Here is a 26,554-nt window from a genome sequence, read left to right as displayed (position 1 = left end):
TTCAGTTTGAAACGCTCTCCACGGCGCGAGGCACCACAGTAACGCGTCCCGCGCCGCCGGGCAAACACGCGGGTCCGACCGGTTCGAAGGATTTGTAAGTCAGGATGAATTCCTGATGCCCGAGCGCTTCCGACTTCGACGCCGCACCCGCCGCGACCGCGACAGTGACATCGACGATTTCGCGCCCCACTTCGTCGAGCGTCGCGCGGCCTTCGAGGATGCGGCCGGCATCGACATCCATGTCGCCGGACAGGTTGCGATACGTCGACGGATTCGCGCAGACCTTGATGACCGGCGATATCGCCGAGCCGACCACCGAGCCGCGCCCGGTCGTGAAGAGGATGACGTGACAACCGCACGCGATCAGCTCGCCGATCTCCGCGTTGTCGCTGATATTGGGAAAGCCGAAGCGCGGTTCGCCATCGGGGACGACATCGAGCAGATAGAGCCCGCTCGTCGGCGGCACATCGCCCGGCTTGATGATGCCGACGATCGGCGACGCGCCGCTCTTCGAATACGCGCCGAGCGATTTCTCTTCCTGCGTCGTCAGCCCGCCGTCCGCGTTGCCGACGGAGAACGAGCCGTGACCCATCGTCGTGTAATAGCGCGCGGCCTTCTGCACGCAATCCACGATGGCGTCGCCGAGTTCGGGCCGCGCCGCCCGCCGCTTCATATGGAATTCGCAGCCGACGAGCTCGCCCGTTTCCTCGAAGACGCACGACGCGCCCGCGTCAATGAACGCATCGAATGCGCGGCCCACCGCAGGATTCGCCGTGATGCCGCTCGTGCCGTCCGAACCGCCGCATATCGTGCCGACGATCAGTTCGTCGAGCGCCATCGGCACCTTCCGTTGCGCCGCGAGCGTCGCACGCGCCTCGCGCACCCAGTCGAGCCCGTTCTGGATCGTGCTGCGCGTGCCGCCTTTTTCCTGGATCGTCAGCACGGCGGCGGGGCGGCCGCTCGCGCGCACGACATCGGCGAGATAGTGCTTGTTCATGCTCTCGCAACCGAGCGACACGAACAGCACTGCGCCGACGTTCGGGTGCGTGCAGATGCGCTCCAGCATCTTTTCGGCGTAGCTGTTCGGGTAGCAGCCCGGAAAGCCGATCAGATGCACGGGCGACCCGGCCTGCGGGTCGAAGGAATCGAAGTCATCGAACGATGGACGGAAGTGCGCGACGATCTCACGCGCGACGTGATGCGCGCACTCGACGAGATACGCCACCGCGACGACATTGCGGATGCCCTTCCTGCCATCCGCGCGCAGATAGCCTTGCAGTGCTGGACTGTTCATGAGTGTTCTTTAGTGCTGTACGTAGGCGTGCCCGGCATCGTGCGTGTACGTCGGGATGTAGTCGCTTTCCAGATTGTGCGTATGCAGATGCTCGCCGCATGCGACATCCGCATTCACATGACCGATGATCGCGCCGTAGCGCAGTACCTTCTCGTCCTTCGACAGCGCCCGCCGCGCGACCTTGTGCGCAAGCTCGATGGTCGTCGCGAGCGTGACGGACTCGCCTTCGATCATCAACGTTTCGCCTGCGGGCAAGCGCGCGGCGGCGATCAGGCAGTTGTCTTCCGGGCTCAGCAGGATGAGGCGCGGGTCGGTTGTCTTTTGCATCGTTCGATATCTCAAGTTTGCGTGTCGCCACCCGCGATTCGCGCCACCATCAGCGAGCCGAGAATGATCGCGCCGTAGATCGCCTGAATCCAGAACGAAGGAACTTGCGCAAGTGTCAGGAGGTTTTGCACGACGCCCAACAGCAAAACGCCTGACAGCGCGCCGAGCATCGTGCCCTTGCCGCCATCGAGCGAGATGCCGCCGATCACCGCCGCGGCGAATACCGTGAAGATCATGCCGTTGCCCTGATTCGCATTGATCGCGCCGACATAGCCCGTGACGACCAGACCGCCGATCGATGCGAGCACACTGCCCAGAATGAACACGCCCCACGTGATGCGCTCGACACGAATGCCCGCCGCACGCGCCGCTTCCGGATTGCCGCCGATGGCATACAGCGCGCGCCCGAGCCGGTGATAGCGCAGCATGAACGCGGCCGCCGCGAACGCCGCCGCCGCGAGCCACACGGAAATCGGCAGGCCGAGCACGAGCGTCGTTGCGAGCGTGAAGAACGACGGCGGCATGTCGAAGAGCGTGCCGCCCTTCGTCGCGCCGACGAGCATCCCGCGCAGCACGATCAGCATCGCAAGGGTGACGATGAACGCGTTCAGGCGCAGCCGCACGACCAGAAAGCCGTTGACGAAGCCGATCAGCGCGCCCACGACCACGATCGCCGCGAGACCCGCCGCAACCGGCCACTCGAGACCGAAGCCCGCCGACGCCGCGGGCATCACGAGCATCGCGCCGACGGCGGGCGCGATGCCGACCGTCGACTCGAGCGATAAATCGAACTTGCCCGTCAGCACGATCAGCGATTCGGCGAGCACGACGAGCGCGAGCGCTGCCGACGCGCCGAGGATGCTGATCAGATTCGCCTGCGTCAGAAAGCTCGGGCTGACGAACGCGCCGATCGCGAGCAGCAACGCGAGCGCGGGCAGCAGCGCGAGATCGCGGAACCGCGCGAGCTCGATGCGCGGGCGCTGGCGTTGCATCGGCACGCCGGCCATCGCGGGACTGGAAACGTCATGCTTCATGGAGACTCACTCCTTCGACGGATGCGATGAGTTCATGGTCCTGCCATCCGGCAGGAAATTCGGCCGCGATCGCGCCACGGAACATCACGAGGACGCGGTCGCAGGTGCGCAGGTCGTCGAGTTCGCCGGAGACGACGAGCACCGCCTTGCCTTCCTCGCGCACGCGTTCGACGACGCCGAGCAGCGCTTCCTTCGATTTCACGTCGACGCCCGCGGTCGGATCGATGAGCACGAGCACGTCCGGATCGGTCGCGAGCGCGCGCGCCATCACCACCTTTTGCTGATTGCCCCCGGACAGGCCGGACACGACATGCTCCGGCCCTTGCGTCTTGATACCGAGCGCCGCGATCATGCGGCGCCCGAACGCGTTCTTCTTCGCCGGCGACGCGATGCCGAAGCGCCCGAGCGTGCGCGCGATCGTCATCGACGCGTTCTCCGCGACGGACTGGGTGAGCACGAGACCCTCGCGATGCCGGTCCTTCGGCACGCAGCCGACGCCGTTCGCCAATGCATCGGGCACGTCGCCGGGCGTGAGCGCGCGGCCGTCGACCGCAATCGTGCCGCTGCGCTGCGCCTTCAATCCGGCGATGGCTTCCGCAACGCTCGTGCGACCGCTCGTCGTCGCGCCCGTCAGTCCGATGACTTCGCCGCGTCGCACGTCGAAGCTGACGTCGTCGTAGTCATCTCCGCACAGGCGGGACACGGCAAGCGCGATCGATGCGTCCGCGGGCAAAGGCGCGCGCGCCGCCGCATCGGCGACGGCGAGACCGCCTTGTTCGCCCGTCATCGCTTCGATCAGCTTGTCGCGCGGCAGCGCCGAAACCGGTGCGCTGACGATATGCCGCGCATCGCGCAATACGGTCACCGCCTGACAGATTTCGTACACCTCCTGCAAGTGATGGGAAATGAACAGGAAAGTGACACCTTCTGTCTGCAACTCTTCGATACGCCTGAAGAGACGCTTGATCTCGTCGCCGTCCAGTTGTGCAGTCGGCTCGTCGAGGATGATGAAGCGCGCGCCATACGACAGCGCCCGCGCGATCTCGACCAGTTGCCGCGCCTCGACGGTCAGGTCGCCTGCGCGCGCGTCTTCGCGCACGTCGATCTTCCAGTGATCGAGCAATGCGCGCGCGTCGCGACGCATCGTGCGCCAGTCGATCACGCCGCCGCGCCGATGCTGGCGATTGATGAACAGGTTCTCGGCGACCGACAAGTCGCGAATGATCGTCGAATGCTGGTAGACGCACGCGACGCGCTCGCGCCATCCGTCGCGGTCCGCAAGGGGCGGCGCAGGCTCGCCGCCGAAGCGGATCTCGCCGGCGTCGGGACGGCGCAGGCCTGTGATCATCGAGACGAGCGTCGACTTGCCCGCGCCGTTGCGCCCGACGAGCGCATGCGACTCGCCGGGCAAAACGCGCATGGTGACGTCCGACAGCGCCGCCGTCGAACCGTAACGCTTGGTCAGCCCAAGCGCTTCCACCACGGGCGCGCTCATTTGATGCTGTTGCCCCAGAGGGACTTGTCGTCGACGTTGGCTTTCGTCACGAGCGGCGCGGGCAACTGATCTTCCAGAATGCCGGGCGCGCGCTGGACGATCGTGCTGCCGTGATCCGTCGGGCCGGGCTTGAAGGTCTGTCCGGCGAGTGCCGCCTTGATATAGAAGAGGCCGTACTTCGCGTACAGATCGGCGGGCTGCGAGATGGTCGCGTCGATTTCGCCGCGGCGGATCGCATCGTATTCCTGCGGGATGCCGTCGTTGCTCACGATCACAATGTGTTTCGGATCGCCCGCCTTGACGAGCAGTTGCTTGCGGCGCAGCGTCTGGAGCGTCGGCGACAGATAGACGCCGCCTGCCTGCATGTAGATCGCCTTCACGTCGGGATTCGCAGTCAGCAGGCTGTCGAGCGCGGTCGCGGCGGCGTCGCCTTTCCATGCTGCCGGAATCTCCAGAAGACTCAGCGACGGATATTTCTTGAGGCACTCGCGAAATGCCTCGGACCGGTCGCGGCCGTTCACCGATGCCAGATCACCCATGATCTGCACGACCTTGCCCGACTTCACGTGCTCGCCGATGTACTCGCACGACTTCGTGCCGTACGCGCGGTTGTCGGCGCGCACGACCATCGCGACCTTGCCCTGGGTCGGCGCAACGTCCACCGCGACGACCGGCACGCTCTTCGCAGACGACGCATCGAGCGCCCGGCTGATCGCCGCCGAATCCAGCGGTCCGACGACAATGCCCTTCGCGCCGAGATTCAGCAGGCTGTTCATGTCGGTGATCTGCTGCGCGGGGTCGCCGTTCGAATTGACGGGCGCGAGGATGTCTAGGCCCATTTCTTTCGCATATTTCGGCAGGTAGTTGTTGTACGACTGCCAGAACGGCGATGTCAGCAGCGGCAGGCCGAGGCCGACCTTGCCGCTCTCGGTGGCGTGCGCGAGGCCGATGGTGCCCGCCGCCGCAATGGCGACGGCGAGTGTCTTCGTGATTCTCATGCGTCTGTCTCCTGATTTGTGCGGTTCTTCGTGACTGCTACGTGGGGCTTCGGAAACTGCCGGTGCATCTATTCATCAGTGAACGTATTATTCATATACGCACAAATTGAAGTCAAGGACGATGCGCGGCGAAACCGGTCGGTAATTTCCCTAGCCGGTATTCGCCGACTGACAGAAGGCTTAAACTCGGCGCGAATTCATGAACCGACCCAGACTGCCCATGGACGTGGAAGACAACGACGCCGACCGCTATCGCGCGCCCGCTCTCGACAAGGGGCTCGATATCCTCGAATTGCTTTCGGAGCAGAAGTCGGGACTGACGCGTGCGGAAATCACGAAAATGCTCGGGCGCAACGCGAGCGAGATGTATCGGATGCTGGAGCGGCTCGTCGCGCGGCAGTACGTCGTGCGCTCGCCCGAAGGCGATCGCTATTCGCTGAGCCTCAAGCTCTATGCGCTCGCGCATCGGCATCCGCCGATGAACCGCCTGATCGCCGAAGCGTTGCCGGTGATGCAGCGATTCGCCGACTCGGCCGAGCAGTCGGTGCATCTCGCCGTCTACGATCGCGGCAATCTGCTCGTCATCGCGCAAGTGGATGGACCCGGCACCTGGGGCATTTCGGTGCGGCTCGGCTCGCGCGTCGGTTTGATCGACACCGGCTCGGGCCGCGTGATGCTCGCTTTTCAGACCGAGGAGCAGCGCGAGCACATGCTTGCGGAGCACACCAAGGTCAAAGGCGAGCTCGCGCTGGATCGCGCGGTGCTCGACGCCGATTACCGGCGGATTTGCGAACTCGGCTACTCGAAGAAGGACAGTCAGCAGACCTTCGGCGTGACGGACGTGACGTTTCCGCTGCTCGGGCCATCCGGCCAGGCGATCGCCGCCCTCACCTGCCCGTATATGCGACGTATCGACGAATACGTGGCGCCGTCGATCGAAGACGTCACGGCATTGTTGAAAGACGCCGCGGCATCGCTTTCGATGATGCACGACTGACTGGCGCGCTCGACGCGTTAGAATGGCGGCCCTCTCAAAAAGCCGGCGCGCCGCGATCGCGTGCGGCCGTGTTCAATTCAACGCATTCCCGATGGCGAAACTCCTCTCCGACACCGAATTCCTCCGATTCACCGAGCTTCAGCAAAAGCAGGCGAACTTCACGATCACGTCCGACGAAGCCGATGAGCTCCGCGAAATCGTCGCCCGTGCGCAGAAAACGCGCGACGATCGCGCGGCCGCGATGCAGGCGATAGAAACGTATATCGCGCAGTTCGACATCACGCCCGACGAGCTTTTCCCGGCCGAGCAGATCGGCGATGCGGCGCGCACCTTCGGCCTGATTCCCGCCGCAAAGAAGGAGCGCACGCTGCCACCCCAGCTGACGCACAACGGCAAGCCATATCAGTGGACGTCACGCGCGCTGCCCGAGGACATCCGCGTGCCGCTTTTCGACGCGTTCACATCGGGCCAATCGGTCAAGCCGTTCATCGCGACATTGAAGGACACGTCGCGTTGCGCATTGACAATCGCGCGACTCGAAAAGGAAACGGGAAGTACGTACGCCGAAGCATTGCTCGACGAGCTTTCGCTGTCGCGGGCCCAGATCGACGAAGCGCTCGCGAAACTGGCGGCCTAATCGGCGCGCGGCTGTGCTGGCGTATCGCACAGCCGCATCCTGAAGCCGACGACGGTCGGATCGTCGGTCTTCGTCAGCTCGAAGCCGCTATTGCGCGCGAGTGCGATCATGCCGGCGTTCTCGCGCAAGGCTTCGCCGACCAGCCAGCGCGTGCCGCGCTGTTTCACGTAGTCGATGATGCGCGACAGCAGCAGCGATCCCAATCCCTTCCCCTTCATATCCGAGCGTGCGGCGACGGCGAACTCGGCGGTCTCGTTGTCGGGATCGGCGATCGCGCGCGCGACGCCGAGCGTCTCGCCTGTCCCTTCGCCGTTCGCCCGCGTGACGATCAACGCCATCTCGCGGTCATAGTCAATCTGCGTCATGCGCGCGAGTTGCGAGTGATCGAAGCTGCGGACAGCGCCGAAGAAACGCAGACGCAAATCTTCGGCGGTATTGGCGGCGACGAAGGCCGCGTGCGCTTCTTCGTCTTCGGGGCGAATCGGCCGCACGGTGACGCGCATGCCGCGCCAGTCGAGCGTCTCTTCGAGGCAGCGCGGATACGGCACGATTGCAAGCGGCTTGCGATGCGCGCCAAGCGTGAGTTGCGGTTCGTGAACCGCGACCGAATCGCGCGTCACGCGCAAGGTGAGCCGCAGCGCGACGACTTCCTCGATATAACAAACGAGTTGCGACAACGCGGTCAGCGCATTGAGCAGCGTTTCGGCAGGGAGTTCGCGCGAGCGCGGCGAGCGCATGACGAGATCGCGTGCGAGCACGGGGTTGAGCGGCGGCAACGCGAACTCGTGAAGCGCGTCGGCAAGTCCAAGTGCGCCTTCGGCCTTGAACTCGAACACGGGACCGAACACGCGATGGTTGAGAAGCCGCGCCTGAATTTCGACGGCATCGCTCGTGAGCGAGTCGGGCGGCCCTGGCTTCACCGTAATGCCGAAGCGAGCGAACACGCGCGCCGCCCGCTCGCCATTCAGTTCGGTGATGCCGTTTTCGAGCGCGCTGCGGATTTCGCATTGCGCGGCATCGATATCTTCTGGGATATCGGCGGGGAGGCCGTCGGGCGTTTGCATCAACAACTCGCGGCCTTGCCGGAAATTGACAAGGCGCGCGAAGCCGCGAGCGAGCCGATGCGGCGTCGTGTGGACCGGAATGCCGTTCGCGTGCAGTTCGTCGCGCGTGGCCGAATCGACGCAGCCGAAAAAGCAGGCCAGCAATCCGCGATAGGCGTGACGCCGCTCGGCGATCAATGTGCGCGCGACGTCCGCGACGGGCGCGCTATGCGTCGGCGCATGCACGACGAACACGGTGCCGGTTTCGCGATGCGACGCGAGCGCCTCGAGCGCGGCGCCGAAATCGGCGGGCGTGGCATCGTCGCCCAGGAGAAGCGGGTTGCCCGCACGGGCGCGAGGCAGTGCGGCGGCCACGGCATCGCGGGCGGCGGCCGGCCAATGAGCGAGGTCATCGCCCGCGGCGCCGAACGCGTCCTGCGCGAGGGTAGCGACGCCGCGGTCGCTCGTGATGACGGTCGCGACATCGCTCGCCGCCACGCGTCCAATGCCGAGCGTTTCGATTTCGTCGAGCAGATCGTCGAGTGAATCGACGCGGACGAGTCCCGCGCGACGGAAGGCCGCCCCGTAAAGACGATCGAACGGATCGTCACGGCCGTTGCGAAGCACGAGCACGGGCTTATTTCGCGCGGCGGCGCGCGCGGCGGACATGAATTTGCGCGCCGACCGGACAGTTTCTATCGCGAGCAGGATTGCACGCGTCGATGCATCGCTCGCGAGGTAATCGAGGATGTCGCCGGAATCGACATCGGCTTCATCGCCAAGCGCGACGATGCGCGAGAAGCCGAGCCCACGTGCGCGCGCCCAGCCCAGCACGCCGTTTGTCAACGCGTTCGATCCGGAAACCCACGCAACGCCACCGGATTTCACACTGCATGCGGGCGCGCCGAGACACGCGCCGATCGCAGGCGTGACTACACCGAGACTTCCAGGCCCGATGATCCGCACGAGGAAAGGCCGCGCGGCTGCAAGGGTTCGACCGGTCCATTCATCCGCCTCGGCGGCGGACGATTGATGCTTGTCTTGCAATGACGACGAACCGCCACGTTGCTTTGCTTCGCCGACGATTACGACGGCCTTCGTTCCTCGTCGGCCCAGGCGCTCGACGAGCCCCGGCCATGTGTGCGGTCGAGTGCACAGCACGGCGACGTTCGGCGCTTCGGGCAACGCATCGACGTCCGCATACACGGTTTCGCCATCGAGCGACTTGTGCTTCGGGTTGACCGGCCACAGTGAACCTTTGAATCCGGCGCATTGGATACGCGCCCATACCATCTCGCCGACGCTCCCTGCACGCGACGAGGCCCCCACGATAGCGATCGACTTCGGCGCGAAAAGAATATCCAGATTGCGAACGGTCATGGCGGCTCCGGCACGAGCGGCAGTTGTGACAGCGCTTAGGATAGGCGATTTTGTTTTGGGGAGGATGACTGAGATCGAACGTCGCCGGGGCGGACTTTATGCGCATAAAGTCCGATGACCGTCTCACCGACTTGGCCGCGTCGGACCGGTCCCGCGCGCCGTACTTTATGCGCATAAACCTCGGCCGAATGGCTAACCGACCCGCTTTGTTGCTGTTTATCACTGGAAAAAAAACTACGCCAATGTAAAATTCAACGAACTTCAAAATCCGGAGCGAAATGTGGCGGCGGAAATCATAGCGATCACGCAGCAGAAGGGTGGCGTCGGCAAGAGCACGATTGCGATGCATCTCGGTGCGGCCTTTCACGAAAAAAAGAAGCGTGTGCTGGTGGTCGACGCGGATGGTCAGAACACCTTGGTACATTGGTCGAGCGCCGCATCGGACGGCGCAAGCGGAATTCCGTTTCCGGTCGTCAATCTCTCCGAAGCGGGAGGACAGATCCACCGCGAGATCAAGAAGTTCGTCAACGACTACGACATCATCGTCGTGGATTGCCCACCGTCGATCACCGAGAAAGTGTCCGGCGTCGTGCTGCTCGCGGCGAGCGTCGCCGTGATTCCGACTTCGTCGTCGCCTGCGGATTATTGGTCAAGCGTCGGTCTGGTTAAGCTCGTCCAACAAGCACAGGTGATGAACGAAGATCTGCGCGCTGTCTTCCTGCTCAACAAGACGGAAGAGAAGCGCATGCTCACACGCGAACTCAAAGTCGCGCTCGAAGAGCTCGGCTTTCCTTTGCTTAAAACCCAAATCCCCACGCGCGAGTGCTACAAGCAGGCGATGGCACTCGGTGTGACCGTCCTTCAAATGAGCGATCGCGGGTCGCGTCTCGCGGCAGCGGAGATCCGCGCCGTGGCGGACGAGATCCTCGCCATGCTGTCCTGACTTTATGCGCATAAAGGACCCTGAATGAAACCGTCTCAGTTTGCAAAGGGCTTCAAGGCTCGCCCCGATTCGACAAGCAGTGAGAAGCGCACGGCGCTCGATCGTCTCAATGCAATCGATGGCATCGTCGACATTCAGCACGTGGGGCAGGCTGCCGCGAATGGCCGATCGAGCGCTTTCGTCGCCGATGATCCCGCCGACGTGAATACCGGACCGGAGTCCGATGAATATCGCGCGTGGCGGCGCGCTAACCGTTATACGACGGGCCAAGTGATCGAACTGCCGCTCAAGTCAATCAAACCCAGTCCGTTCAATCCGCGCCATTTCTATCTCAAGACCTCGATTGCGGAATTGGCCGTCAATCTCGCGAAGCAGGGGCAACAGCAGGCGATTCACGTCATCCCTGACTACGAAAGCCCGGGAACGTTTTTCGTCAGCGATGGCGGTCGCCGCGTACGGGCGCTCAAAGAGGCGAACAAGGAAACGGTCAAGGCGGTGGTCGTCGACCTGCCGATTGGCATTCAGAGCTACAAGCTGGGTTACGACCTCAACGTTCAACGCGACTCACAAACCGTGTTCGACAACGCCGTAGTCTGGCGGCGCTTCCTCGACGAGCAGCACTTCCAGAGTCAGCGCGAACTGGCCGACCATCTCGGTCTGGATGAATCGACAATCGCCGTGGCGCTATCCATCGCGAAGCTTCCCGAGAACGTCATGCACGAGATGGTCGCGCGGCCGGACCGGTTCGGCTCGAACATGGCTTATCAGATCGCCCGCTATCATGCGGCGCGCGGCAGCGACGCGACGTTGCGGCTCATCAACAAGATCACGTCGGACGATCTGAGCACCCGCCAGGTCGCCGATATCGTCAAAGGTCGTGCGAGCGCTCAAGAAACACCGAAGACACCGAGCCGTCAGCGCTATGCGCAGCGTCTCGAGATCAAGCTGGATGGCGTCGCAGTCGGCGATCTGAAGTCATACGGTGAAGATCGTCTTGAACTGCGTTTGCGGGGCTTGTCGCGGGACAAGCGCGATGCGTTGCTGCATCAGATCGAGCTCATGCTTCAGCCTTCCGACGCCGAAAAGTAACGCAGTGAATGGCCGCGGAACTGATTCTTCGGCGGCCGTTCTTGTCTCACGATTCATTCTGAAAGTATTGCAGCGGCGCCTGCGGCATCACTGTGCATGCGAAGCGGTCAGCGCGACTGACTCAGCGTAAATGCCAACAAGTCGCCATCCGTAGGCTCGCCCCATGTCTTTCGAGCCAACCAGTCGAAGAAGGATGTCTCCGCGAGCTTGGAATCCAGTCCGCGCTTGCGCCAATCGTCGCGCATATGCGTGCCCAGCCCCGGAAGCACATCCTCCTCGAAAGACTGGCGCGCGATCTCCCGTTCTTCCTCACCTTGCTCGTCGTACAGCACGCGCGCTTCCTTGCGGCGGTAGGCCGAAAACTCGCTCAGCAAGCGGGCCTTGAGATCGTCGGCGGCAGAAGCGGTCGCTGGCGTGCGCACCGCCGTACCGCTCGTTGCGGGGGGCAGTGCCTCTACAGGCGGCGCATAGCCCTTCTTGAGCGCGTCCTTAAAAAGAGCCGCTGCGCTGCGAACCGGCGGTAGGGTTGTGCTGCGCATGCGCTGCTCCGTCATCTGGAGCGCCGCGCGGATGCGGTTTTCCTCGCTGTCTGCGTAAAGTGTCTGCGCGTCTTTCAATGGAATGCCAATCTTTACCATCCGATCAACGAGCGTACTGTCGAACACGTTCGGATGTTCGTCGAGCGCCAGCATCGGCTGCTTGCGCTCGGTGACGCGGAACTGAATTTCAGCGACCCGCCGCCCTTCACGATGTTCGACCAACTCGACGAAGATGTTGGTTACCGCATTCACCTCGGCAATCGCGGGGCGCAGATAATCGCGCTTGAAGTATTTGTATTCGCGCTTGGCTTCGTCGCCGGCTTCGGTGTCGGGCGTACCGGAAAGGATCGGCCGCCACCACTCCCACGTTTCGCGCATCGTCAGATGACTGGGATTGGTCAAGTAGCGAGCACAGATTTCGTAGAGTGCAAGGCCAGCGCTGCTGCGCAGTTGGCTTTGGAACTGCAGGCTTAGTCGCGCATACTGGACGGGATCCAGCAGCTTCTTTTTGATTTTGGGCGCGAAAGAGAATTCGACCCATACGCGACGTGTTGTCGGATCTTCGAGAATTTCCGCATCGGCGATCAGCGTCGAAATGCCCCATTTCCGACCGGGCTTCTGGCTCGACGTGCCGGTACTCCACTCGACCTGCACCGACACCATGCGACGCAAATGCTCTTTGACAAGTGCGGTATCGTTCGAGTCGAACGCAGAGTTCGCGACGATATCCGATAACAGCGCGCGATACGTGTCGCCAGCGTCGTCAGCCTGCTGAGCGACTGCGAGGAGCACATTGAAGAGCTTTCGGGTGAGCAGCGTGATCTTGCCGCTCTTCGGTTGAATCGCAATAGCCTCGACCGCCTTGCGCAATTCCGCCGAGCTCGGGCTGACTACGTCGGTCTTCTTTGCGCGCTTGGTGGCCATGAGATGGTCAGGATCGATATTGCGAGCAAGGATACCCATCGGGGTGAACCGCGTCTATAGGGGCGACTTCACCATAGAGGGGTGAGGTTGGTCCGAATCATTCGACTCACTGCGGTGCGCTCCTGTAAACGCTCACCGCTCACCAATCGGGTTCATCTCATATAAGCACTGCCCGCACGGGTAAACGAAATGCGGGGATTTCTGGAAGTGCCCGCAACGTCCGAACGCAGGTCCCGAAAACACTCACCTGCGATTTTTTTGGCGCATTATGAGGTGTGGTACGCGAGAGACATTCCGGCACTTGAACATGAACTAGCACGCGATTGTGACGGTTGAGGTGCAAATCCAGCGCTAACGCTCTTCACTCTGCGTCCAGCCCAGCAAGACGTCCCGAAAACTCTCACCTTCGAGTCGGGTGGACCGGACGTTATATGTACGCCGAGGCCCTATCCCGGCGTCCGCACAACGGAATAACCTCCCGTAAATGCTCACCGACTGAGTCTTGAAGCGCGCGCAAGAACCAAAAAGCACGGCCTCGGGCTCCTGCAAAGGCTCACCTTTGCGAGTCGCCGTCGGAAAAACGCGCCTTTTTGGGCACCTATCTCGCTTTCACTGCGTGGCTATGCGGACACCGGCTCCCGCAAAGCCTCACCTTTTGACGCTGTGCTACAGAAAACTAGCGGTACCAGCCGCTCCCGAATTTGCTCACCATCCCTCATCACAACCACGCGGGCCTCGGCCTATCTATCTGATTTCACGGGAGTTCCGACATCAGGACGAAGCGGCGGCGCTCGCTCTCCATCCAACTCGACAAAGTGACATCCCGGATTTCCTCACCATAAACTGGGTACTTTTCCTACAGAACGTTCGCCAGTACTACGCTGTCTCTTCCCGAAAATGCTCACCTTACATCGTCGAGCCTGAAAGTTTCGGTCGCGAGGGGCAGTCTTGCGGCTCAACACCCCCGGCCGCCAGTCCATTACTCCCGAAAAAGCTCACTCTTCGATCAAAACTACACCAGGGAGCAGCGCAATGTTGCACATTCGCCCGAAAAGACTCACCTTCGTTCCCGAACCTTTCCTGTAAACGCTCACCTGTCGGGAATTATTACTTCATACATGTAGTTAACACCCCATCTAGCCGCCTCCCGAGAATCCTCACCTTTCCCCAATTGCTGGGCATGAGAGGATTCACGTATAGCAACGCCGACAGGGTATTAGTCTCCCGAATGCGCTCACCTAGATGTTTACCACGCTCCCTGAATCCCCTCACGATCCCTCCCGCAGGTGCTCACTGACTGTCCCGAAGCCCGTCACCGATCCCTCCCGAATAGCTTCACCATAGTTCCCGTACAATCTCACCCGATCAACCGCAAAGCCTTATGGGATAAGGCTTTACCGCGGCGTTAACAGGGTTAACAAGGTTCAAGGGTGTTTACTTCTAATACTCTCAAGCGCCACTGAGTCTCTTTCGCTAGCTGCGATACAAAACGCGTGAAACATCGCCCGGAAAACGCATATATCGTAAATCCCTTGCTAAATCATAGGCTTGTAGCCACAATCTCAGGATGTTTCACGAATAACCTCGACGACGCCGGCTCGAATGCTTAAAACGGCAGGAAGCGGTCTGACAGGGACATTGGTGCAGATCAACAAACCATTTTCATAACGTTCAACACGTAAAACGTTATGATCGTTATGTTGAACGGCTTATTCTCGGACATGAATCAGCACACCCGCGACATCTTGCGTCAGGAAATCGAAGCGATGCGTACCGCAGGCGCCCGACGGCAAGATCTTTCTCAGCACGCGTGCAAGCGGCTTTTCTTCGACCTCGGCATACGACCTTCAGTCACCACCGTCCGCGAACTCACACAGACGGGCAGCGCGAGCGACATTCCCAAAGATATCGAAGCCTTTTGGGCGGGCCTGCGCACGGCGCTGCGCGTGCGCATCGACGCCGGCGCGATGCCGGAGGTGTTGCAGCAACGCGCAGGCGAACTGCTGGCGGCGCTCTATGACGAGGCTCAAAAACTCGCACTCGCAGCTCTCGACGACGACAAAGCTCGTCTCAACGCGGCCGTCCAGGCCGCGCAGGCGCAGGTTCGGGATGCCAACATTCGTCGCGAGGCGATCGAGCAGGCCCATCAGCGTGCGGAGGCACGCGCCGAAGCCAACGCTGCACAGATCGCCGCCCTGGAAGCCGAACTGAAGGCGCTGCGCAATGAGGGATCGGGCGCTCAGGCCGGTCTACGCGAGGTCATCGCGCGTTGGGAAAAGGAAAACGAGACCCTGGCGGCGCGCCTGCAGCAGGAGCAAGAGTCGGCTGCGCGGCTTCGCGACCGGGTCGACGAACTGCAAGCCGAATTGCGCCAGAACACCGAGCACTACGCCCAGCAGATCAAGGACGCAATCAAGGAAGCTGAACGACGCGTTCACCCGATGCTGGTCGAGCTCGACTCCTTGCGCGGCATGGCAGCTACTTATCAGGCAGGCGCGCGCGAAGCAGGCCAGAAGGAATTTGATTTCATTCAACAACTTAGCGCTGCAAGAAGTCGCGCGGATCGGCTCGAATCGCAAGTGCGGGCGCAGTCCGACGAAATCGATGCGCTCGTTCGAGAGCGCGACGCTCAGCGTGTCCAGTCCGGGGCCAGCGCTGAAGTCGGTGCGTTGATTGCGTCGCTGGCGGCCGAGGGTCGCCTGAGTTCCGTCGAAATCGCCAGACTGGGTACGCAAGTGGATGCGCACGTCGTGGCGCCCCCCGCCTGTCCGGCGTGCGAAACGGGCGAACCGGAACTTCAGCGCCACGAAGACGAATACGAACTCTCCTGCCCGAACTGCGAGCGGACATCGGGTGCAGCGTCATCCAAGCTCGCGGCTGTCGACGGCTTTATCCGCTCGGCGCGTGTCAGCGCATCGTGAGAGCCGTCTCGCGGGCGTATCGGGTCAAAGGTGAGGGTTTTCGGGATCGTCGACGGCTGTGTGTAAATCCCCGCCGGGCGTTCCGCTAACGCGCGCCTGAGCGAGATCCCGCTCCCGTATTTGCTCACCCATCCAATCCTGCCATGCACGGAGCAGCCGATGCACGGAGATCGTCTGCTGAAATCCGAGCCATTGCCCGACGCGTTCGGGGTCCGTTCCGTCTTCGAAGTGTTCCGCCGCGTACGTGTTGCGCAGCGTCTGCGGACTCGCTCGCGCGACGCGTGATGCGGCGATGCCGGACGCGGCCACGACAGCGTCGATCGCGCGCAGCATAGTCGCCTTGTGCATGTGGCGGCCGGACGACGCGGCCGGAAACAGCAGCTCGCCCGCTAGATCTGCCGTCTTGCGCTCGCTGATCCAGTTGTCGAGCAATTCGACCGCGAACGGCGCAAGCCGCGCTTGCCGGATCAACAGCGGGTTCGACGCATCGACGGTGATATACGGCGCGCCCGCCGCGTAGCAGTCGACGGTCAATTGCGCCGCTTCGCCCGTTTTCACGCCTCCGCCCAGAAACACGGCGACCAGCGCCCGGTCGCGTCGCTCGCGCCAGCGCTGCCCGGCCGGCATCGCGCCCATAGGCGAAAACAGATGCGCGACGAGCAGCGCCCGCTCGTCGTGAGTGAGAAACCCGGTCGGCTCGTTGTCGCGCGCTTTGCGCCATGCCGCGTTGCCGTCCTGAGCGATGAATCGCGCCGGATTCGTCGCCGCCGATTCCACCTCGCGCACATGATCCAGCACGCGCTCGATCAGCCTCAGATAGCGCATGCGTTGCGGACGTCGGATGTCCAGCTGCGCGACGAACTGCTCGATCACGGGACGTTGCACCGTATGCAGCGTCGCGCGCTTCGCGGCCAGCCACTCGAGAAAGTTGCCCCACTGCGCGCGATACACATCCGCCGATGACGCCCGGAACGACTGCTGGGCGAGCCATGCATCGAAAGCGGCGTGCGGATCGGCCTGCCAGTCGGCGCGCTGTTGGTCAAAAAGATCGGGAGTGTTCGGCATAGTGTTCGGAAGGCGCGTTGCGCACTGTGTTGCACTGCGCACAGGGTCGGGCTTCACGCGCGGAACGTCAAGCAGAGGTGTTCGCAAAAGTGTCGAACACTGTCTTGCCGCCGGTGCGTTTGGTCACTACTGTCGTCGATACGGCTTCCTTCCGCCCGCAAGCACAAGAGCAAAATGGAGTGAGTGATGCCCCAGCTATCCTGGCGGCAACGCCGTGCAACGGGACGCGCCGCGCGCGAGCGCACGCCGCGAAGCGCACAAGAGGCGATTGGCGACATCGACCGCGATCCGATCGAGCTCTTGCGGATAAGCAGCGAAGGCCGCGTGCGTGCGCTGATCCCTTTGCGCTACGGCCGCATGCTGGTTTCGCCGTTCACCTTCTATCGCGGGAGCGCCATTTTGCAGGCGCATGATTTGGCCACCACGCCGGACAGCGGCATCGCGATTCAAATTTGCGGCGACTGTCATTTGTCCAATTTCGGCGGCTTCGCGACGCCGGAGCGCGCGCTCATCTTCGATCTCAACGACTTCGACGAAACCGCGCCCGGACCCTGGGAATGGGATCTGAAACGGCTCGTTGCGAGCTTCACGATCGCCGGTCGGCATCTCGGCCACGGAGATCTTGCCGCCGACGAGTTCGCTTTTCGCGCCGCGCGCAGCTATCAGACGCATCTGCGCGAGTACGCCGAAATGAGCGTGCTCGATCTCTGGTACGAGCGCATCACTTTCGATCGCATGCACGACACGCTGCAGAGCGAGGACGCGCGGCGGCGCATCAAGCGCGGCATCGACCGGGCGTCGCGCCGCACGCACGAGACGATGCTGCCGAAGCTCGCGGAACGGACCTGCGACGCCTGGCGCATTCGCGATGCGCCGCCTGCCGTATTCCACATTCAGGGCAAGAGCACGCTGATCGACAAAAACGATGGCTGGATGACGCTGAAAGGCAGGCGCGACGAGATTTTCGAGGCGCTCATGCTGAAGTACGTGGCCACGCTGACGCCGGAGCGGGCGAGGCTGCTGTCGCAATTCGCGCTGCAGGACGTCGCGTTCAAGGTGGTAGGCGTGGGCAGTGTCGGCACGCGTTGCTTCGTCCTGTTGCTAACCGACCACCACGACAAACCGCTTTTTTTGCAGATGAAGGAAGCATCGACGTCGGTTGTCGCGAGATACGCGAAGCACGCGAGAGACGTGGACCATTCCGGGCACGATGGACAGCGCGTCGTTCATGGTCAACGTCTGATGCAGGCGGCCACGGACCCGTTCCTCGGCTGGGCGACAGGGCCGCTCGGACGTACGCTGTACATCCGTCAGTTGCGCGACATGAAAATTTCCGCCGAACTCGAAAACCTGAGCGACGACGCCTTTCGCGAATACGCCGCGCTTTGCGGCTGGGCACTTGCCCGCGCGCACGCGAAGGCAGGCGGACGCGCGCCGGACATTTCGGGCTATCTCGGCAACAGCGATCGCATGGCCGAAGTGCTGGTGCGTTACGGGCGGAGCTACGCGGATCAGGTGGAGAAGGATTACGAGGTGTTTCGTGCCGCGTGTCGGAACGGCAAGCTCGAAGCGCGTTCCGATGCGGACATGTCGGCCGACTTTGCGCCTTGAAGCTATTCGATGCCGGGTGAGATGGAACCGGGGACGTCGGCATCGCCGCGTCCCCGGGTGCCACGTCAGTGCGCGCCGATGACCGCCCGCGGTTGCCCTTGTCGGGCTGCGCGCTCGTAAGCGTCTACGGCGAAAGCGAAAACGGCGGGCAACGCGTCGGACGATGCAACATCGACTACGTCGTCCGTCTCAGGGAAATGAAAGTCGTCGGGACGCGCAAACAGTTCACGCAATGCGGCTTCGTGCCGTCCGGCAAACCCGAGGTCCGCGACGGCCTCGGCCTCGATTGCGTGCAATAGCCGCCAGGTCAACGGCACGCCTTTGTCGATGTAACGCCCTGCGATCTGACGCGTGATGCGCTCCAGGTCGCGCACGGCGCGGGCAAACTGCCGCCTGCTCAGGTTCTCGCCATTCGACTCCATGATTCACCCCTTTTCCCAACCGGTCTCATTATACTGTATAAACATACAGTACTTGTTGCAATGAAAATAGCGTCGCGCTACTCGACCCGGGTGTATGTGCGATTCCGCCTACGTGCGATTCAGACATTCGCTGCTATGCGTGCCGGCCGTCGAAGCGCATCGTGGAACCATGCTTGGGAAATCTTCCGAGCTGAACGCGCAGACGCTACTGCGTGCGTTCGACGGCACCGCGCGGCCAACACCGCTGCAAACCACGGGAGAACTGAGATGAATAAGGATCAAGTCGAAGGCGTCGGCAAGCAGGTCAAGGGCAAGATCAATGAGGGCGTCGGGAAGGTAACTGGCGACACGGCTCAGGAAGCCAAGGGCGATCTGCAACAGGCTGCGGGCAAGGTCCAGAAAGGCGTGGGCGATGCGCGCGAAGATCTGAAGGACACTGTGAAGAAGAACCCGTAAGACGGGCGTTTCGGCGCCGCGACGTTGGCGCCGTTTCCGGCGGGACGTGCTCCGATGCGCGTCCCGTTTTTCATTGCGGGTGAACTATTGTCGCGGGCTTTGTGCGCATAAAGTTGCCGCGGACGCGTCAGCCGTGAATCACCACGAGCAGCGCCTTGGCTTCCGCGCGTCCGACGTTGCGGACCGCATGCGCTTCGTCCGCCGCGTAGCGCGCCGTTTCTCCCGCTTTGAGCCGACGCGTCGAACCCGACGCATCCACTTCGATCGTCCCGTTTAGCACCGTCACGTGCTCACGCGTCCCCGGTTCATGCGCGTTCGACGTGAGCGCGGCGCCCGATTGCAGTGTGAGTTCATACCATTCGAATTTGCCCGCTAGTTCTATCGGTCCCCACACACGCAACTGATAACCACCGTTATCGCCGGTCAACGTCGGTATTTCGTGCGGCCCGGCAACGCGGATTGCTTCGACCGGCCTCTGCTGCGCGAACAATTGATCCAGACTGATGCCGAGCGCGTTGGTCAGTCGCCAGGCGACCGCAATCGTCGGATTCGCCTTGTCGCGCTCGATTTCCGACAGCATCGACTTCGACACGCCGGCCGCCCGCGATAAATCGTCGAGCGTCAGCTTCCGTTCATTGCGCAAGCGTTGAATGATCTCTCCGACGCGCGGTGGCGTCGCACCGGCCCCCGCGAGGTCGCCTGTTTTTCCTTCCGAAACCGTGCTTGCCATGAATCGATCAATCCCTTAAAGTGTTCGGCATATCGAAAATAAGTTCGAAATATCGAACGTGTCCGATGCGATGAATGCACTATAACAGGGCTAAGGGCCGCTCGCGCGCACTGCGCGGCCGGACACCACGATCAGGCCAAACAAAGGATTGCGATGAAAGACCGATATCTCTCCCATCTGCGTTCGACACTCGACGAAATTCGCTCTGCAGGCTTCTATAAAACGGAGCGCGTAATCGCAAGCCCGCAGTCATCAGATATCCGGCTCGCGAACGGAAGCGGCGTGCTGAACTTCTGCGCCAACAACTACCTCGGTCTTGCGGACGATCGCCGCCTCATCGAGGCCGCGAAGGCTGGTCTCGACGCCGACGGTTTCGGCATGGCGTCCGTACGGTTCATCTGCGGCACGCAGACCGTGCACAAGGAACTCGAGCAGGCGATCGCGCAATTTCTTGGCACCGACGACGCAATTCTTTATTCCAGTTGCTTCGACGCGAACGGCGGCCTTTTCGAGACGCTGCTGACAGAGGAAGACGCCATCATTAGCGACGAGCTCAATCACGCCAGCATCATCGACGGCGTGCGGCTTTCGAAGGCGCGGCGTCTGCGCTACAAGAACAACGACCTCGCGGATCTCGAGGCGCGCCTCCAGGAAGCCGACGCCGCCGGCGCACGCTTCAAACTGATTGCGACCGACGGCGTCTTCTCGATGGACGGCATCATCGCGAACCTTGCCGGGATCTGCGATCTCGCCGACCGTTACGGCGCGCTTGTGATGGTCGACGACTCGCACGCCGTGGGCTTCATCGGCGAAGGCGGACGCGGAACGCCGGAGCACTGCGGCGTACTGGATCGCGTGGACATCATCACCGGAACGCTCGGCAAGGCGCTCGGCGGCGCATCAGGCGGCTATGTCGCCGCGCACAAGGAGGTCACCGACCTGCTGCGTCAGCGTAGTCGGCCGTATCTGTTCTCTAACTCGTTGGCGCCGAGTATCGCGGCGGCATCGCTGAAGGTGCTCGAACTGCTCGACAGCGCTGAAGGCGCGACATTGCGCCGGCGTGTCCGCGAGAACGGCGCGCACTTCCGCCGCGCGATGTCCTCGCTCGGCTTCGACCTTGTCCCCGGCGAACATCCGATCATCCCGGTCATGCTCGGCGACGCGCAACTCGCCTCGAAGATGGCCGATGCGTTGCTCGAAGAAGGCGTCTATGTAATCGGCTTCTCCTACCCCGTCGTACCCAAGGGACGCGCGCGCATCCGCACGCAGATGAGTGCGGCGCATACGCCCGAACAGATCGATCGCGCAGTCGATGCGTTCGCGCGCGTCGGCCGCTCGCTCGGCGTCATCCGCTGAGCAGCACCGCGGACTTTATGCGCATAAACCACGAGGAACGGGCCACGAGCCCTCGACCTTCGAAGAAGCACCACGAAGACCACACGTCAGGAACAAACGCAATGAAAGCCCTCGCCAAACTCGAACGCGCACCCGGCCTCACGTTGACGCGCGTGAAGCGGCCCGAAGTCGGCCACAACGACGTTCTCATCCGGATCCGCAAGACAGCGATTTGCGGCACCGACATCCACATCTGGAAGTGGGACGATTGGGCACAGAAGACAATTCCTGTGCCGATGCATGTCGGGCACGAGTACGTCGGCGAAATCGTGGAGATGGGTCAGGAAGTGCGCGGATTCGCCATCGGCGATCGCGTGTCCGGTGAAGGCCATATCACCTGCGGCTTCTGCCGCAACTGTCGCGCGGGCCGTCGTCACTTGTGCCGCAACACGGTCGGCGTTGGCGTGAACCGCGAAGGCGCGTTCGCGGAATATCTCGTGATTCCTGCGTTCAACGCATTCAAGATTCCGCCCGATATCTCCGACGATCTCGCCGCCATCTTCGATCCGTTCGGCAACGCGACGCACACTGCGCTTTCCTTCAATCTCGTCGGCGAAGACGTACTGATTACCGGCGCCGGGCCGATTGGCGTGATGGCCGCCGCGATCGCGCGGCATGTGGGCGCCCGCAACGTCGTCATCACCGATGTCAACGACTATCGCCTCGAACTCGCCCGCAAGATGGGCGCGACGCGCGCGGTCAATGTTGCGAACGAAAACCTGCGTGACGTGATGAGCGAACTCGGCATGACCGAAGGCTTCGACGTCGGTCTGGAAATGTCGGGTGTGCCGAGCGCATTCACGGCGATGCTCGAATCGATGAATCACGGCGGCAAGGTCGCGCTGCTCGGCATTCCGCCGGCACAGACCGCGATCGACTGGAATCAGGTGATCTTCAAGGGACTCGAAATCAAGGGCATTTACGGACGCGAGATGTTCGAGACCTGGTACAAGATGGTCGCGATGCTGCAAAGCGGCCTCGATTTATCGCCGATCCTCACACACACCTTTGCCGTCGACGACTATCAGCAGGCGTTCGACACGATGCTCTCCGGGAACAGCGGCAAGGTCGTGCTCGACTGGACCGCAGCTTGAACGCTGCTCGTCATTGGCTTGTCATTGAGCAGAAACAGCCGGCGCTTTCGAAAATTCGGCCTGAATGGCGACGTGCACATCGTCGCCGACGGCTGGATACCACGTCGTCAATCCGAACTTCGCGCGGCTGAAATGTCCATCGGCTGAAAAGCCCAGCGTTTCCTGCTTCGTAAGCGGATTGACCGCATGCCCGTTGAAGGTCACGTTCAGCGTAACGGGCTTCGTCGTGCCGCGTATCGTCAGGTCGCCCGTCAATACACCTTTGTCGTCGCCCGTGCGCTGAAAAGCCGTGCTGACGAAAACGATGCTCGGATACCGCTCGACATCGAACATGTCCGGCCCTTTCAACATGCGGTCGAGTAGCGGCACGTTGGTGTTGACGCTCGACGCGTCGATGGTCGCACGCACCGAGCTTCGCGACATGCCGTCCGCATTCCAGTCGAGTTGCGCGGTTGTCCTGTCGAATCGGATGACGAAGCGCGAGTAGTGAAAATGATCGACGTCGAAGCTTACGTTCCAGTGATGCGGATCGAGCTGATAACGTCCCGGCGGCACGCTCGATTCGCTCGACGACACATGATGCGTAACGACCTGCAGCGGCGTGCACGCCGTCAGCGCGGCCGCCGCCAGAAAAGGAACGAGACACTTATAAACGTTCATCGCGCTTTGCCTCGGATACACGTACAAGAAAATTTCGACAAGTTTCGCCGAGATCATGAAAGCGTGCGCAAGCCGTCACGCGCTTTTCGTCAGCACACACAAAAATGCGGCGATCAGGTAGAGTTCGCCTCGACCTCCATCTCAAAAAAGGCGCCATCGCCTGCGCGCGACGGCGGAGAACCCATGCGCACATGGCTGTCCCGTTTCCGAACCTTCCGCGCGCACGTGTTGACGGCCGTCGCCGTCGCCGCGTCGGCCTGGACACCAGCCGCGCACGCGAGCTGGTGTGGAGACGGCCTCTGGATCGACGCGATGGTCGCTTCGCATCACTTTCATCCGGACAAGGATTTCGAGCAGTTCAATCCCGGCATCGGCGCGGAATGCTGGGTCGCGCCGCAATGGGCGGTAACGGGCGGCTACTTCCGCAATTCGCTGTCGAAGCCATCGTTCTATGGCGGCGGCGTCTGGGGCCCGGACTTTCTTCACTGGAACTACATCAGGCTCGCCGTGATGGCCGGCCTCATCTCCGGCTACGACTACGGCAGTTATGGCATCGGGCATAACCATATGGTCGGGCCCGTGGCCGCGCCGCTCATCATGCTCGAATACAAGCACGTCGGCGCGAATATCATTCTGATTCCGCCGATACCGTCGAGCGATCTCCCATTCACGCTGGGCTTCATGCTCAGAATGAAATTCTAGGGAATCCTCAGCGAGACAATAAAGTGTCGACTTTTCGGAAACCTCATTAGAACGCCAATATTGTGGCGATGTTTCACTTCTCTTTTGAAATGGCCGTCTGGCGCGTTGTCACGACGGGCGCGCAGGTCCTTGCAAAAAAACCGGGGGGAACCAAGATCCGACAAAAAGCTGCTTCGTCGTCTGAACATGTCAGTAGGTGCCCAAAATGAAAGTATCGACTTTCCGCGCTCATGCGGGACTCGCGGTTGGTCATAAGACTCTCGAGCTCGATTGGGCGGCAAGCGCTGCTTCTCGAATTGCTTCGGCAGCACGCGCCGGGTTGCCCCGCTGGTGCCCTACCGAGGCGTGATAAGCGCGGCGAGCGTCGCCGGCCGTGCGGTCATAATCTTCGATGATAGTTTGAGCTTCACCTGAGGAACTCGGCCATTCCGTTCGAAAGCCGCTTGGCTCGACGGTCATGATCTTGATGCCTAATGGTTCGACCTCTTTGCGGAGCGTGTCCGACAGTCCCTCCACGGCAAACTTGCTGGCACAGTAGTAACCGACGCCCGTAAACCCGACCATTCCGCCGATCGAAGTCAGGTTGACGATCATTCCGCTGCGGCGCGCGCGCATCCCGGGCAACACAGCATGAATCATATTTGCAGTGCCGAAGAAATTTACCTCGAGCAGTCGCCGCGCGTCGGATTCCGCGGTTTCTTCCACCGCTCCGAAAAAGCCGATACCCGCATTGTTGATCAGAACATCGATCCGGGCGAAATGTGCTTCTGCGGCTTCGACCACTTTCCGGCACTGCTCCCGATCTGTGACATCCAAGGGTAGAACAATCGCATCCCCCTTCCATTGCAATTCGGCGATCGTTTCCGACTTGCGGGCGGTAGCGACGATCTTATCGCCGCTATTGAGAAGATGTTCAGCGATAAAGCGCCCGAAACCAGTCGAGCAGCCGGTCACGAGCCATACTTTTGACGTTTCGTTTCTCATGGTTCCTGTTCCTTGAGACAAATGCGATTGCAAAAGAGCGCATCTGGTAGTCGCAGGGCGCAACAGCCTATGGCTGTTGCAGCACCAAAGAAATGAACTAGCCGGTGGTAAGCACCAGCGCCTCCTTCAGTACCGGAGGCTTTCGCCAGGACTCAGTCCGCGAAGTCGGTGGCTTCGGAAGAGCCCCTCCACGCGTCGAGATCCTGAGCGACTGCTTTGGCCTTGACTGCTGCGAGGTCGTTGGCGATCCTGCCGGCGAACAGATGCAAGGGCGGTGTCTCGACACTGGCTGCCTGGATGATCAGCAGTGCCAGCTTGTCTGGGTCTCCCGCCTGATGGCCGTGCAGCGTGTCCAGGTGCAGGTCGAGCGACGCCTTCGCCTCCGAATAATCGTCGATCTGCCGCTTTGCCACTGCCAGCGCCCCGTTCGACAGGAAGTCGGTGCGGACCGGGCCCGGATACACCACCGTAGCGCGAATGCCGAGTTCAGCAACTTCGGCGGCCAGCGACTCCGTCAAACCCGCCAGCGCGAACTTGCTCGAAACGTAGCTGCCCCAGCCGGCATATCCGCCCTGGTAGCCAACAATCGACGAGATGTTGATGATGTGTCCGCTGCGCTGCCTGCGCAGATGCGGCAGCGCATGGCGCAGTACAGCCGCTGGGGCAAAGAAGTTAACTTCGAAATTCTGACGAAGCTCACCTTCGGACAGTGCCTCGACCGTTCCTTGCTGAGCATATCCGGCGTTATTCACGACCACATCGATGGCGCCAAATGTCTGCACGGACTTCTCGATTGCCTGTCGGATGCTCTGTTCGCTGGTAAGGTCCACTTCGAGCGGAAGGAAGTGGTCGGATGCCTGACCGAACGCTTCCGTCAGCGAAGCTGCGGTGCGCGAGGTCGCGGCCACGCGGTGGCCTTGCTCAAGCAGATGACGGACGAGCTTCTGGCCGACGCCTTTCGATGCACCAGTGATAAACCAGGTACGGGATGCTGATTTCATGATGAAAGTCCTCGAGTAGAAAAGTCGGGTGTGCAATGTCTTTACGGGAGTGCGACGCTCATGCCGCCATCGGCCATCACTACGGCGCCAACCATGAAGCTGGCCTTTTCCGAGGCCAGGAAAGCAATCACCTCTGCAATTTCCTTCGGGTGGGCCGCGCGGCGGATCGGCGCCTTTTTGCCGTGCTCGGCGAGGAATGCCTGACCGTCAGCGTGGATGTGATTGGTGATGTTGGTGATGACGTCGCCCGACCCGACCGCGTTGACGCGAATGCCATGGTCGATGGCTTCCAGCGACAAGGCGCGCGTCAATTGCGCCAGCGCGCCCTTCGAGGCCGCATAGGCTGCGATCGTCGGGAATGCCTGATAGCACGCGTACGAACCCACGTTGACGATGGCGCCGGTCTTTGCCGGCACCATCACGCGCATGGCTTCGCGTGAGAACAGAAACGCACCTGTGGCATTGACTGACTGGATGCTGTTCCAGTCTTCAAGCGACATTTCGACGACGGGCTTGTTGATGATGATCGCGGCATTGTTGACGAGGATGTCGAGCTTGCCGAATCTGTCCACCGCAGCTGCGACAGCCTGCACCGCGCTTTCCTCGCGGGCCACGTCGGCGATGAGGGGCACGATGCCGGGGCGGGCAAGCGCCTCGACATTGGCGCTGCGCCCCACCGCGATTACGTCTGCACCCTGGGCATGGAGCAGTTCCGTAGTCGCCAGGCCAATGCCGCTGGCCGCGCCGGTAACGATAGCGACTTTGCCCGCGAACGTTCCGGTTTCTCGATTGCGTGATGTCATGATGGTTTCC

Annotated in this window: 24 protein-coding genes; 10 read left to right on the top strand and 14 right to left on the bottom strand. The window is 61.8% G+C overall.

Annotated elements, in window-relative coordinates; all coding sequences use genetic code 11:
* Position 1: 1 nt before the first annotated feature.
* From NCS58_RS21440 to NCS58_RS21420, 5 genes are read right to left on the bottom strand one after another with little or no spacing between them, the layout of a single operon-like run.
* Complete coding sequence (locus tag NCS58_RS21440) at positions 2-1,294, bottom strand: UxaA family hydrolase (protein ID WP_061120438.1); 1,293 nt, start codon at positions 1,292-1,294, stop codon at positions 2-4.
* A gap of 9 nt (positions 1,295-1,303) precedes the next feature.
* The gene (locus tag NCS58_RS21435) at positions 1,304-1,621 is read right to left on the bottom strand and encodes a UxaA family hydrolase (RefSeq protein ID WP_061120437.1); all 318 of its coding nucleotides are present in this window, start codon (positions 1,619-1,621) and stop codon (positions 1,304-1,306) included.
* Between the two features lie 11 nt (positions 1,622-1,632).
* Positions 1,633-2,655 carry an ABC transporter permease gene (locus tag NCS58_RS21430; RefSeq protein WP_250477538.1) on the bottom strand — a complete coding sequence of 341 codons (1,023 nt, stop codon included), beginning with the start codon at positions 2,653-2,655 and terminating at the stop codon, positions 1,633-1,635.
* Positions 2,645-4,150, bottom strand: coding sequence for a sugar ABC transporter ATP-binding protein (locus NCS58_RS21425; RefSeq protein WP_061120436.1), 1,506 nt, complete (start codon positions 4,148-4,150; stop codon positions 2,645-2,647). The genes NCS58_RS21430 and NCS58_RS21425 overlap by 11 nt, the downstream gene beginning before the upstream one ends.
* Complete coding sequence (locus NCS58_RS21420; RefSeq protein ID WP_061120435.1) at positions 4,147-5,148, bottom strand: sugar ABC transporter substrate-binding protein; 1,002 nt, start codon at positions 5,146-5,148, stop codon at positions 4,147-4,149. Before NCS58_RS21420 ends, NCS58_RS21425 begins: the two co-directional genes overlap by 4 nt.
* 220 nt (positions 5,149-5,368) lie before the next feature.
* Here NCS58_RS21420 and NCS58_RS21415 point away from each other — a divergent pair, with 220 nt between their 5' ends.
* The gene (locus tag NCS58_RS21415; protein ID WP_061120434.1) at positions 5,369-6,145 is read left to right on the top strand and encodes an IclR family transcriptional regulator; all 777 of its coding nucleotides are present in this window, start codon (positions 5,369-5,371) and stop codon (positions 6,143-6,145) included.
* Between the two features lie 91 nt (positions 6,146-6,236).
* Positions 6,237-6,782, top strand: coding sequence for a hypothetical protein (locus NCS58_RS21410; protein WP_061120433.1), 546 nt, complete (start codon positions 6,237-6,239; stop codon positions 6,780-6,782).
* Here the strand turns inward: NCS58_RS21410 and NCS58_RS21405 are convergent.
* Positions 6,779-9,205, bottom strand: coding sequence for a GNAT family N-acetyltransferase (locus NCS58_RS21405; protein WP_061120432.1), 2,427 nt, complete (start codon positions 9,203-9,205; stop codon positions 6,779-6,781). The two genes, NCS58_RS21410 and NCS58_RS21405, sit on opposite strands and share 4 nt — an antisense overlap.
* A 280-nt stretch (positions 9,206-9,485) precedes the next feature.
* Between NCS58_RS21405 and parA the strand changes: the two genes are divergently transcribed.
* Positions 9,486-10,148: a ParA family partition ATPase gene (gene parA, locus NCS58_RS21400; protein WP_250477536.1), complete on the top strand. Its 663-nt coding sequence runs from the start codon at positions 9,486-9,488 to the stop codon at positions 10,146-10,148.
* 24 nt (positions 10,149-10,172) lie between these two features.
* Positions 10,173-11,237: a ParB/RepB/Spo0J family partition protein gene (locus NCS58_RS21395; RefSeq protein ID WP_061120430.1), complete on the top strand. Its 1,065-nt coding sequence runs from the start codon at positions 10,173-10,175 to the stop codon at positions 11,235-11,237.
* A gap of 107 nt (positions 11,238-11,344) precedes the next feature.
* Here NCS58_RS21395 and NCS58_RS21390 read toward each other — a convergent pair whose 3' ends face one another.
* Complete coding sequence (locus NCS58_RS21390) at positions 11,345-12,700, bottom strand: replication initiation protein (protein ID WP_250538874.1); 1,356 nt, start codon at positions 12,698-12,700, stop codon at positions 11,345-11,347.
* 1,721 nt (positions 12,701-14,421) lie between these two features.
* Here NCS58_RS21390 and NCS58_RS21385 point away from each other — a divergent pair.
* The gene (locus NCS58_RS21385) at positions 14,422-15,621 is read left to right on the top strand and encodes a DNA-binding protein (RefSeq protein ID WP_061120481.1); all 1,200 of its coding nucleotides are present in this window, start codon (positions 14,422-14,424) and stop codon (positions 15,619-15,621) included.
* A gap of 24 nt (positions 15,622-15,645) precedes the next feature.
* Here NCS58_RS21385 and NCS58_RS21380 read toward each other — a convergent pair whose 3' ends face one another.
* Positions 15,646-16,686: a tyrosine-type recombinase/integrase gene (locus NCS58_RS21380; RefSeq protein ID WP_061120428.1), complete on the bottom strand. Its 1,041-nt coding sequence runs from the start codon at positions 16,684-16,686 to the stop codon at positions 15,646-15,648.
* A gap of 186 nt (positions 16,687-16,872) precedes the next feature.
* Here NCS58_RS21380 and NCS58_RS21375 point away from each other — a divergent pair, with 186 nt between their 5' ends.
* Entirely contained in the window at positions 16,873-18,297 is a 1,425-nt protein-coding gene (locus NCS58_RS21375; protein WP_061120427.1) for a DUF2252 domain-containing protein, read from the top strand.
* A 65-nt stretch (positions 18,298-18,362) separates the two neighbouring features.
* On the opposite strand, the gene NCS58_RS21370 is transcribed toward NCS58_RS21375, so the two are convergent.
* Positions 18,363-18,719 (bottom strand): DUF2471 family protein, encoded by a 357-nt coding sequence (locus NCS58_RS21370; protein ID WP_086961411.1) that lies wholly within the window; start codon positions 18,717-18,719, stop codon positions 18,363-18,365.
* Between the two features lie 267 nt (positions 18,720-18,986).
* Here NCS58_RS21370 and NCS58_RS21365 point away from each other — a divergent pair, with 267 nt between their 5' ends.
* On the top strand, positions 18,987-19,175 hold the full coding sequence (locus NCS58_RS21365) for a CsbD family protein (protein ID WP_061120425.1): 189 nt from the start codon (positions 18,987-18,989) through the stop codon (positions 19,173-19,175).
* Positions 19,176-19,302: 127 nt separating this feature from the next.
* On the opposite strand, the gene NCS58_RS21360 is transcribed toward NCS58_RS21365, so the two are convergent.
* Positions 19,303-19,905 (bottom strand): helix-turn-helix domain-containing protein, encoded by a 603-nt coding sequence (locus tag NCS58_RS21360; RefSeq protein ID WP_061120424.1) that lies wholly within the window; start codon positions 19,903-19,905, stop codon positions 19,303-19,305.
* A 153-nt stretch (positions 19,906-20,058) separates the two neighbouring features.
* On the opposite strand from NCS58_RS21360, the gene NCS58_RS21355 reads away from it, so the two are divergent.
* Together NCS58_RS21355 and tdh are read left to right on the top strand one after the other, a co-directional pair.
* Entirely contained in the window at positions 20,059-21,261 is a 1,203-nt protein-coding gene (locus NCS58_RS21355) for a glycine C-acetyltransferase (protein WP_061120423.1), read from the top strand.
* Between the two features lie 101 nt (positions 21,262-21,362).
* Positions 21,363-22,394, top strand: coding sequence for an L-threonine 3-dehydrogenase (gene tdh / locus NCS58_RS21350; RefSeq protein WP_061120422.1), 1,032 nt, complete (start codon positions 21,363-21,365; stop codon positions 22,392-22,394).
* A gap of 21 nt (positions 22,395-22,415) precedes the next feature.
* Here the strand turns inward: tdh and NCS58_RS21345 are convergent, their stop codons facing one another.
* Positions 22,416-23,054 (bottom strand): YceI family protein, encoded by a 639-nt coding sequence (locus tag NCS58_RS21345; RefSeq protein ID WP_061120480.1) that lies wholly within the window; start codon positions 23,052-23,054, stop codon positions 22,416-22,418.
* Positions 23,055-23,237: 183 nt separating this feature from the next.
* Here NCS58_RS21345 and NCS58_RS21340 point away from each other — a divergent pair, with 183 nt between their 5' ends.
* A complete protein-coding gene (locus tag NCS58_RS21340) occupies positions 23,238-23,756 on the top strand; it encodes a hypothetical protein (protein WP_061120421.1) in 519 nt (172 codons plus the stop codon).
* A 249-nt stretch (positions 23,757-24,005) separates the two neighbouring features.
* Here the strand turns inward: NCS58_RS21340 and NCS58_RS21335 are convergent, their stop codons facing one another.
* The 3 genes from NCS58_RS21335 to NCS58_RS21325 form a co-directional block, all read right to left on the bottom strand.
* Positions 24,006-24,740, bottom strand: coding sequence for an oxidoreductase (locus NCS58_RS21335; protein WP_086961408.1), 735 nt, complete (start codon positions 24,738-24,740; stop codon positions 24,006-24,008).
* A gap of 152 nt (positions 24,741-24,892) precedes the next feature.
* Entirely contained in the window at positions 24,893-25,741 is an 849-nt protein-coding gene (locus NCS58_RS21330; protein WP_061120420.1) for an SDR family oxidoreductase, read from the bottom strand.
* 41 nt (positions 25,742-25,782) lie between these two features.
* Positions 25,783-26,544, bottom strand: a complete 762-nt coding sequence (locus tag NCS58_RS21325; RefSeq protein ID WP_061120419.1) for an SDR family NAD(P)-dependent oxidoreductase — start codon at positions 26,542-26,544, stop codon at positions 25,783-25,785.
* Between the last annotated feature and the right edge of the window lie 10 nt (positions 26,545-26,554).

It is taken from the genome of Caballeronia sp. INML3B (genome assembly GCF_023631305.1).
GTDB lineage: Bacteria > Pseudomonadota > Gammaproteobacteria > Burkholderiales > Burkholderiaceae > Caballeronia > Caballeronia turbans.
The sequence above is the reverse complement of the archived record's forward strand: the minus strand, read 5'-3'. Positions and strand labels throughout refer to the sequence as shown.

Excerpts from the sequence above, each read along its gene's own strand:
- NCS58_RS21375 (WP_061120427.1), top strand. The coding sequence starts at position 16,873 with ATGCCCCAGCTATCCTGGCGGCAACGCCGTGCAACGGGACGCGCCGCG.
- NCS58_RS21430 (WP_250477538.1), bottom strand. The coding sequence starts at position 2,655 with ATGAAGCATGACGTTTCCAGTCCCGCGATGGCCGGCGTGCCGATGCAA.
- NCS58_RS21330 (WP_061120420.1), bottom strand. The coding sequence starts at position 25,741 with ATGAAATCAGCATCCCGTACCTGGTTTATCACTGGTGCATCGAAAGGC.
- NCS58_RS21420 (WP_061120435.1), bottom strand. The coding sequence starts at position 5,148 with ATGAGAATCACGAAGACACTCGCCGTCGCCATTGCGGCGGCGGGCACC.
- NCS58_RS21355 (WP_061120423.1), top strand. The coding sequence starts at position 20,059 with ATGAAAGACCGATATCTCTCCCATCTGCGTTCGACACTCGACGAAATT.
- NCS58_RS21385 (WP_061120481.1), top strand. The coding sequence starts at position 14,422 with ATGAATCAGCACACCCGCGACATCTTGCGTCAGGAAATCGAAGCGATG.
- NCS58_RS21425 (WP_061120436.1), bottom strand. The coding sequence starts at position 4,150 with ATGAGCGCGCCCGTGGTGGAAGCGCTTGGGCTGACCAAGCGTTACGGT.
- NCS58_RS21390 (WP_250538874.1), bottom strand. The coding sequence starts at position 12,700 with ATGGCCACCAAGCGCGCAAAGAAGACCGACGTAGTCAGCCCGAGCTCG.
- NCS58_RS21405 (WP_061120432.1), bottom strand. The coding sequence starts at position 9,205 with ATGACCGTTCGCAATCTGGATATTCTTTTCGCGCCGAAGTCGATCGCT.
- NCS58_RS21360 (WP_061120424.1), bottom strand. The coding sequence starts at position 19,905 with ATGGCAAGCACGGTTTCGGAAGGAAAAACAGGCGACCTCGCGGGGGCC.
- NCS58_RS21410 (WP_061120433.1), top strand. The coding sequence starts at position 6,237 with ATGGCGAAACTCCTCTCCGACACCGAATTCCTCCGATTCACCGAGCTT.
- NCS58_RS21440 (WP_061120438.1), bottom strand. The coding sequence starts at position 1,294 with ATGAACAGTCCAGCACTGCAAGGCTATCTGCGCGCGGATGGCAGGAAG.
- tdh (WP_061120422.1), top strand. The coding sequence starts at position 21,363 with ATGAAAGCCCTCGCCAAACTCGAACGCGCACCCGGCCTCACGTTGACG.
- NCS58_RS21415 (WP_061120434.1), top strand. The coding sequence starts at position 5,369 with ATGGACGTGGAAGACAACGACGCCGACCGCTATCGCGCGCCCGCTCTC.
- NCS58_RS21395 (WP_061120430.1), top strand. The coding sequence starts at position 10,173 with ATGAAACCGTCTCAGTTTGCAAAGGGCTTCAAGGCTCGCCCCGATTCG.
- NCS58_RS21325 (WP_061120419.1), bottom strand. The coding sequence starts at position 26,544 with ATGACATCACGCAATCGAGAAACCGGAACGTTCGCGGGCAAAGTCGCT.
- NCS58_RS21365 (WP_061120425.1), top strand. The coding sequence starts at position 18,987 with ATGAATAAGGATCAAGTCGAAGGCGTCGGCAAGCAGGTCAAGGGCAAG.
- NCS58_RS21380 (WP_061120428.1), bottom strand. The coding sequence starts at position 16,686 with ATGCCGAACACTCCCGATCTTTTTGACCAACAGCGCGCCGACTGGCAG.
- NCS58_RS21435 (WP_061120437.1), bottom strand. The coding sequence starts at position 1,621 with ATGCAAAAGACAACCGACCCGCGCCTCATCCTGCTGAGCCCGGAAGAC.
- NCS58_RS21335 (WP_086961408.1), bottom strand. The coding sequence starts at position 24,740 with ATGAGAAACGAAACGTCAAAAGTATGGCTCGTGACCGGCTGCTCGACT.
- NCS58_RS21340 (WP_061120421.1), top strand. The coding sequence starts at position 23,238 with ATGCGCACATGGCTGTCCCGTTTCCGAACCTTCCGCGCGCACGTGTTG.
- NCS58_RS21345 (WP_061120480.1), bottom strand. The coding sequence starts at position 23,054 with ATGAACGTTTATAAGTGTCTCGTTCCTTTTCTGGCGGCGGCCGCGCTG.
- NCS58_RS21370 (WP_086961411.1), bottom strand. The coding sequence starts at position 18,719 with ATGGAGTCGAATGGCGAGAACCTGAGCAGGCGGCAGTTTGCCCGCGCC.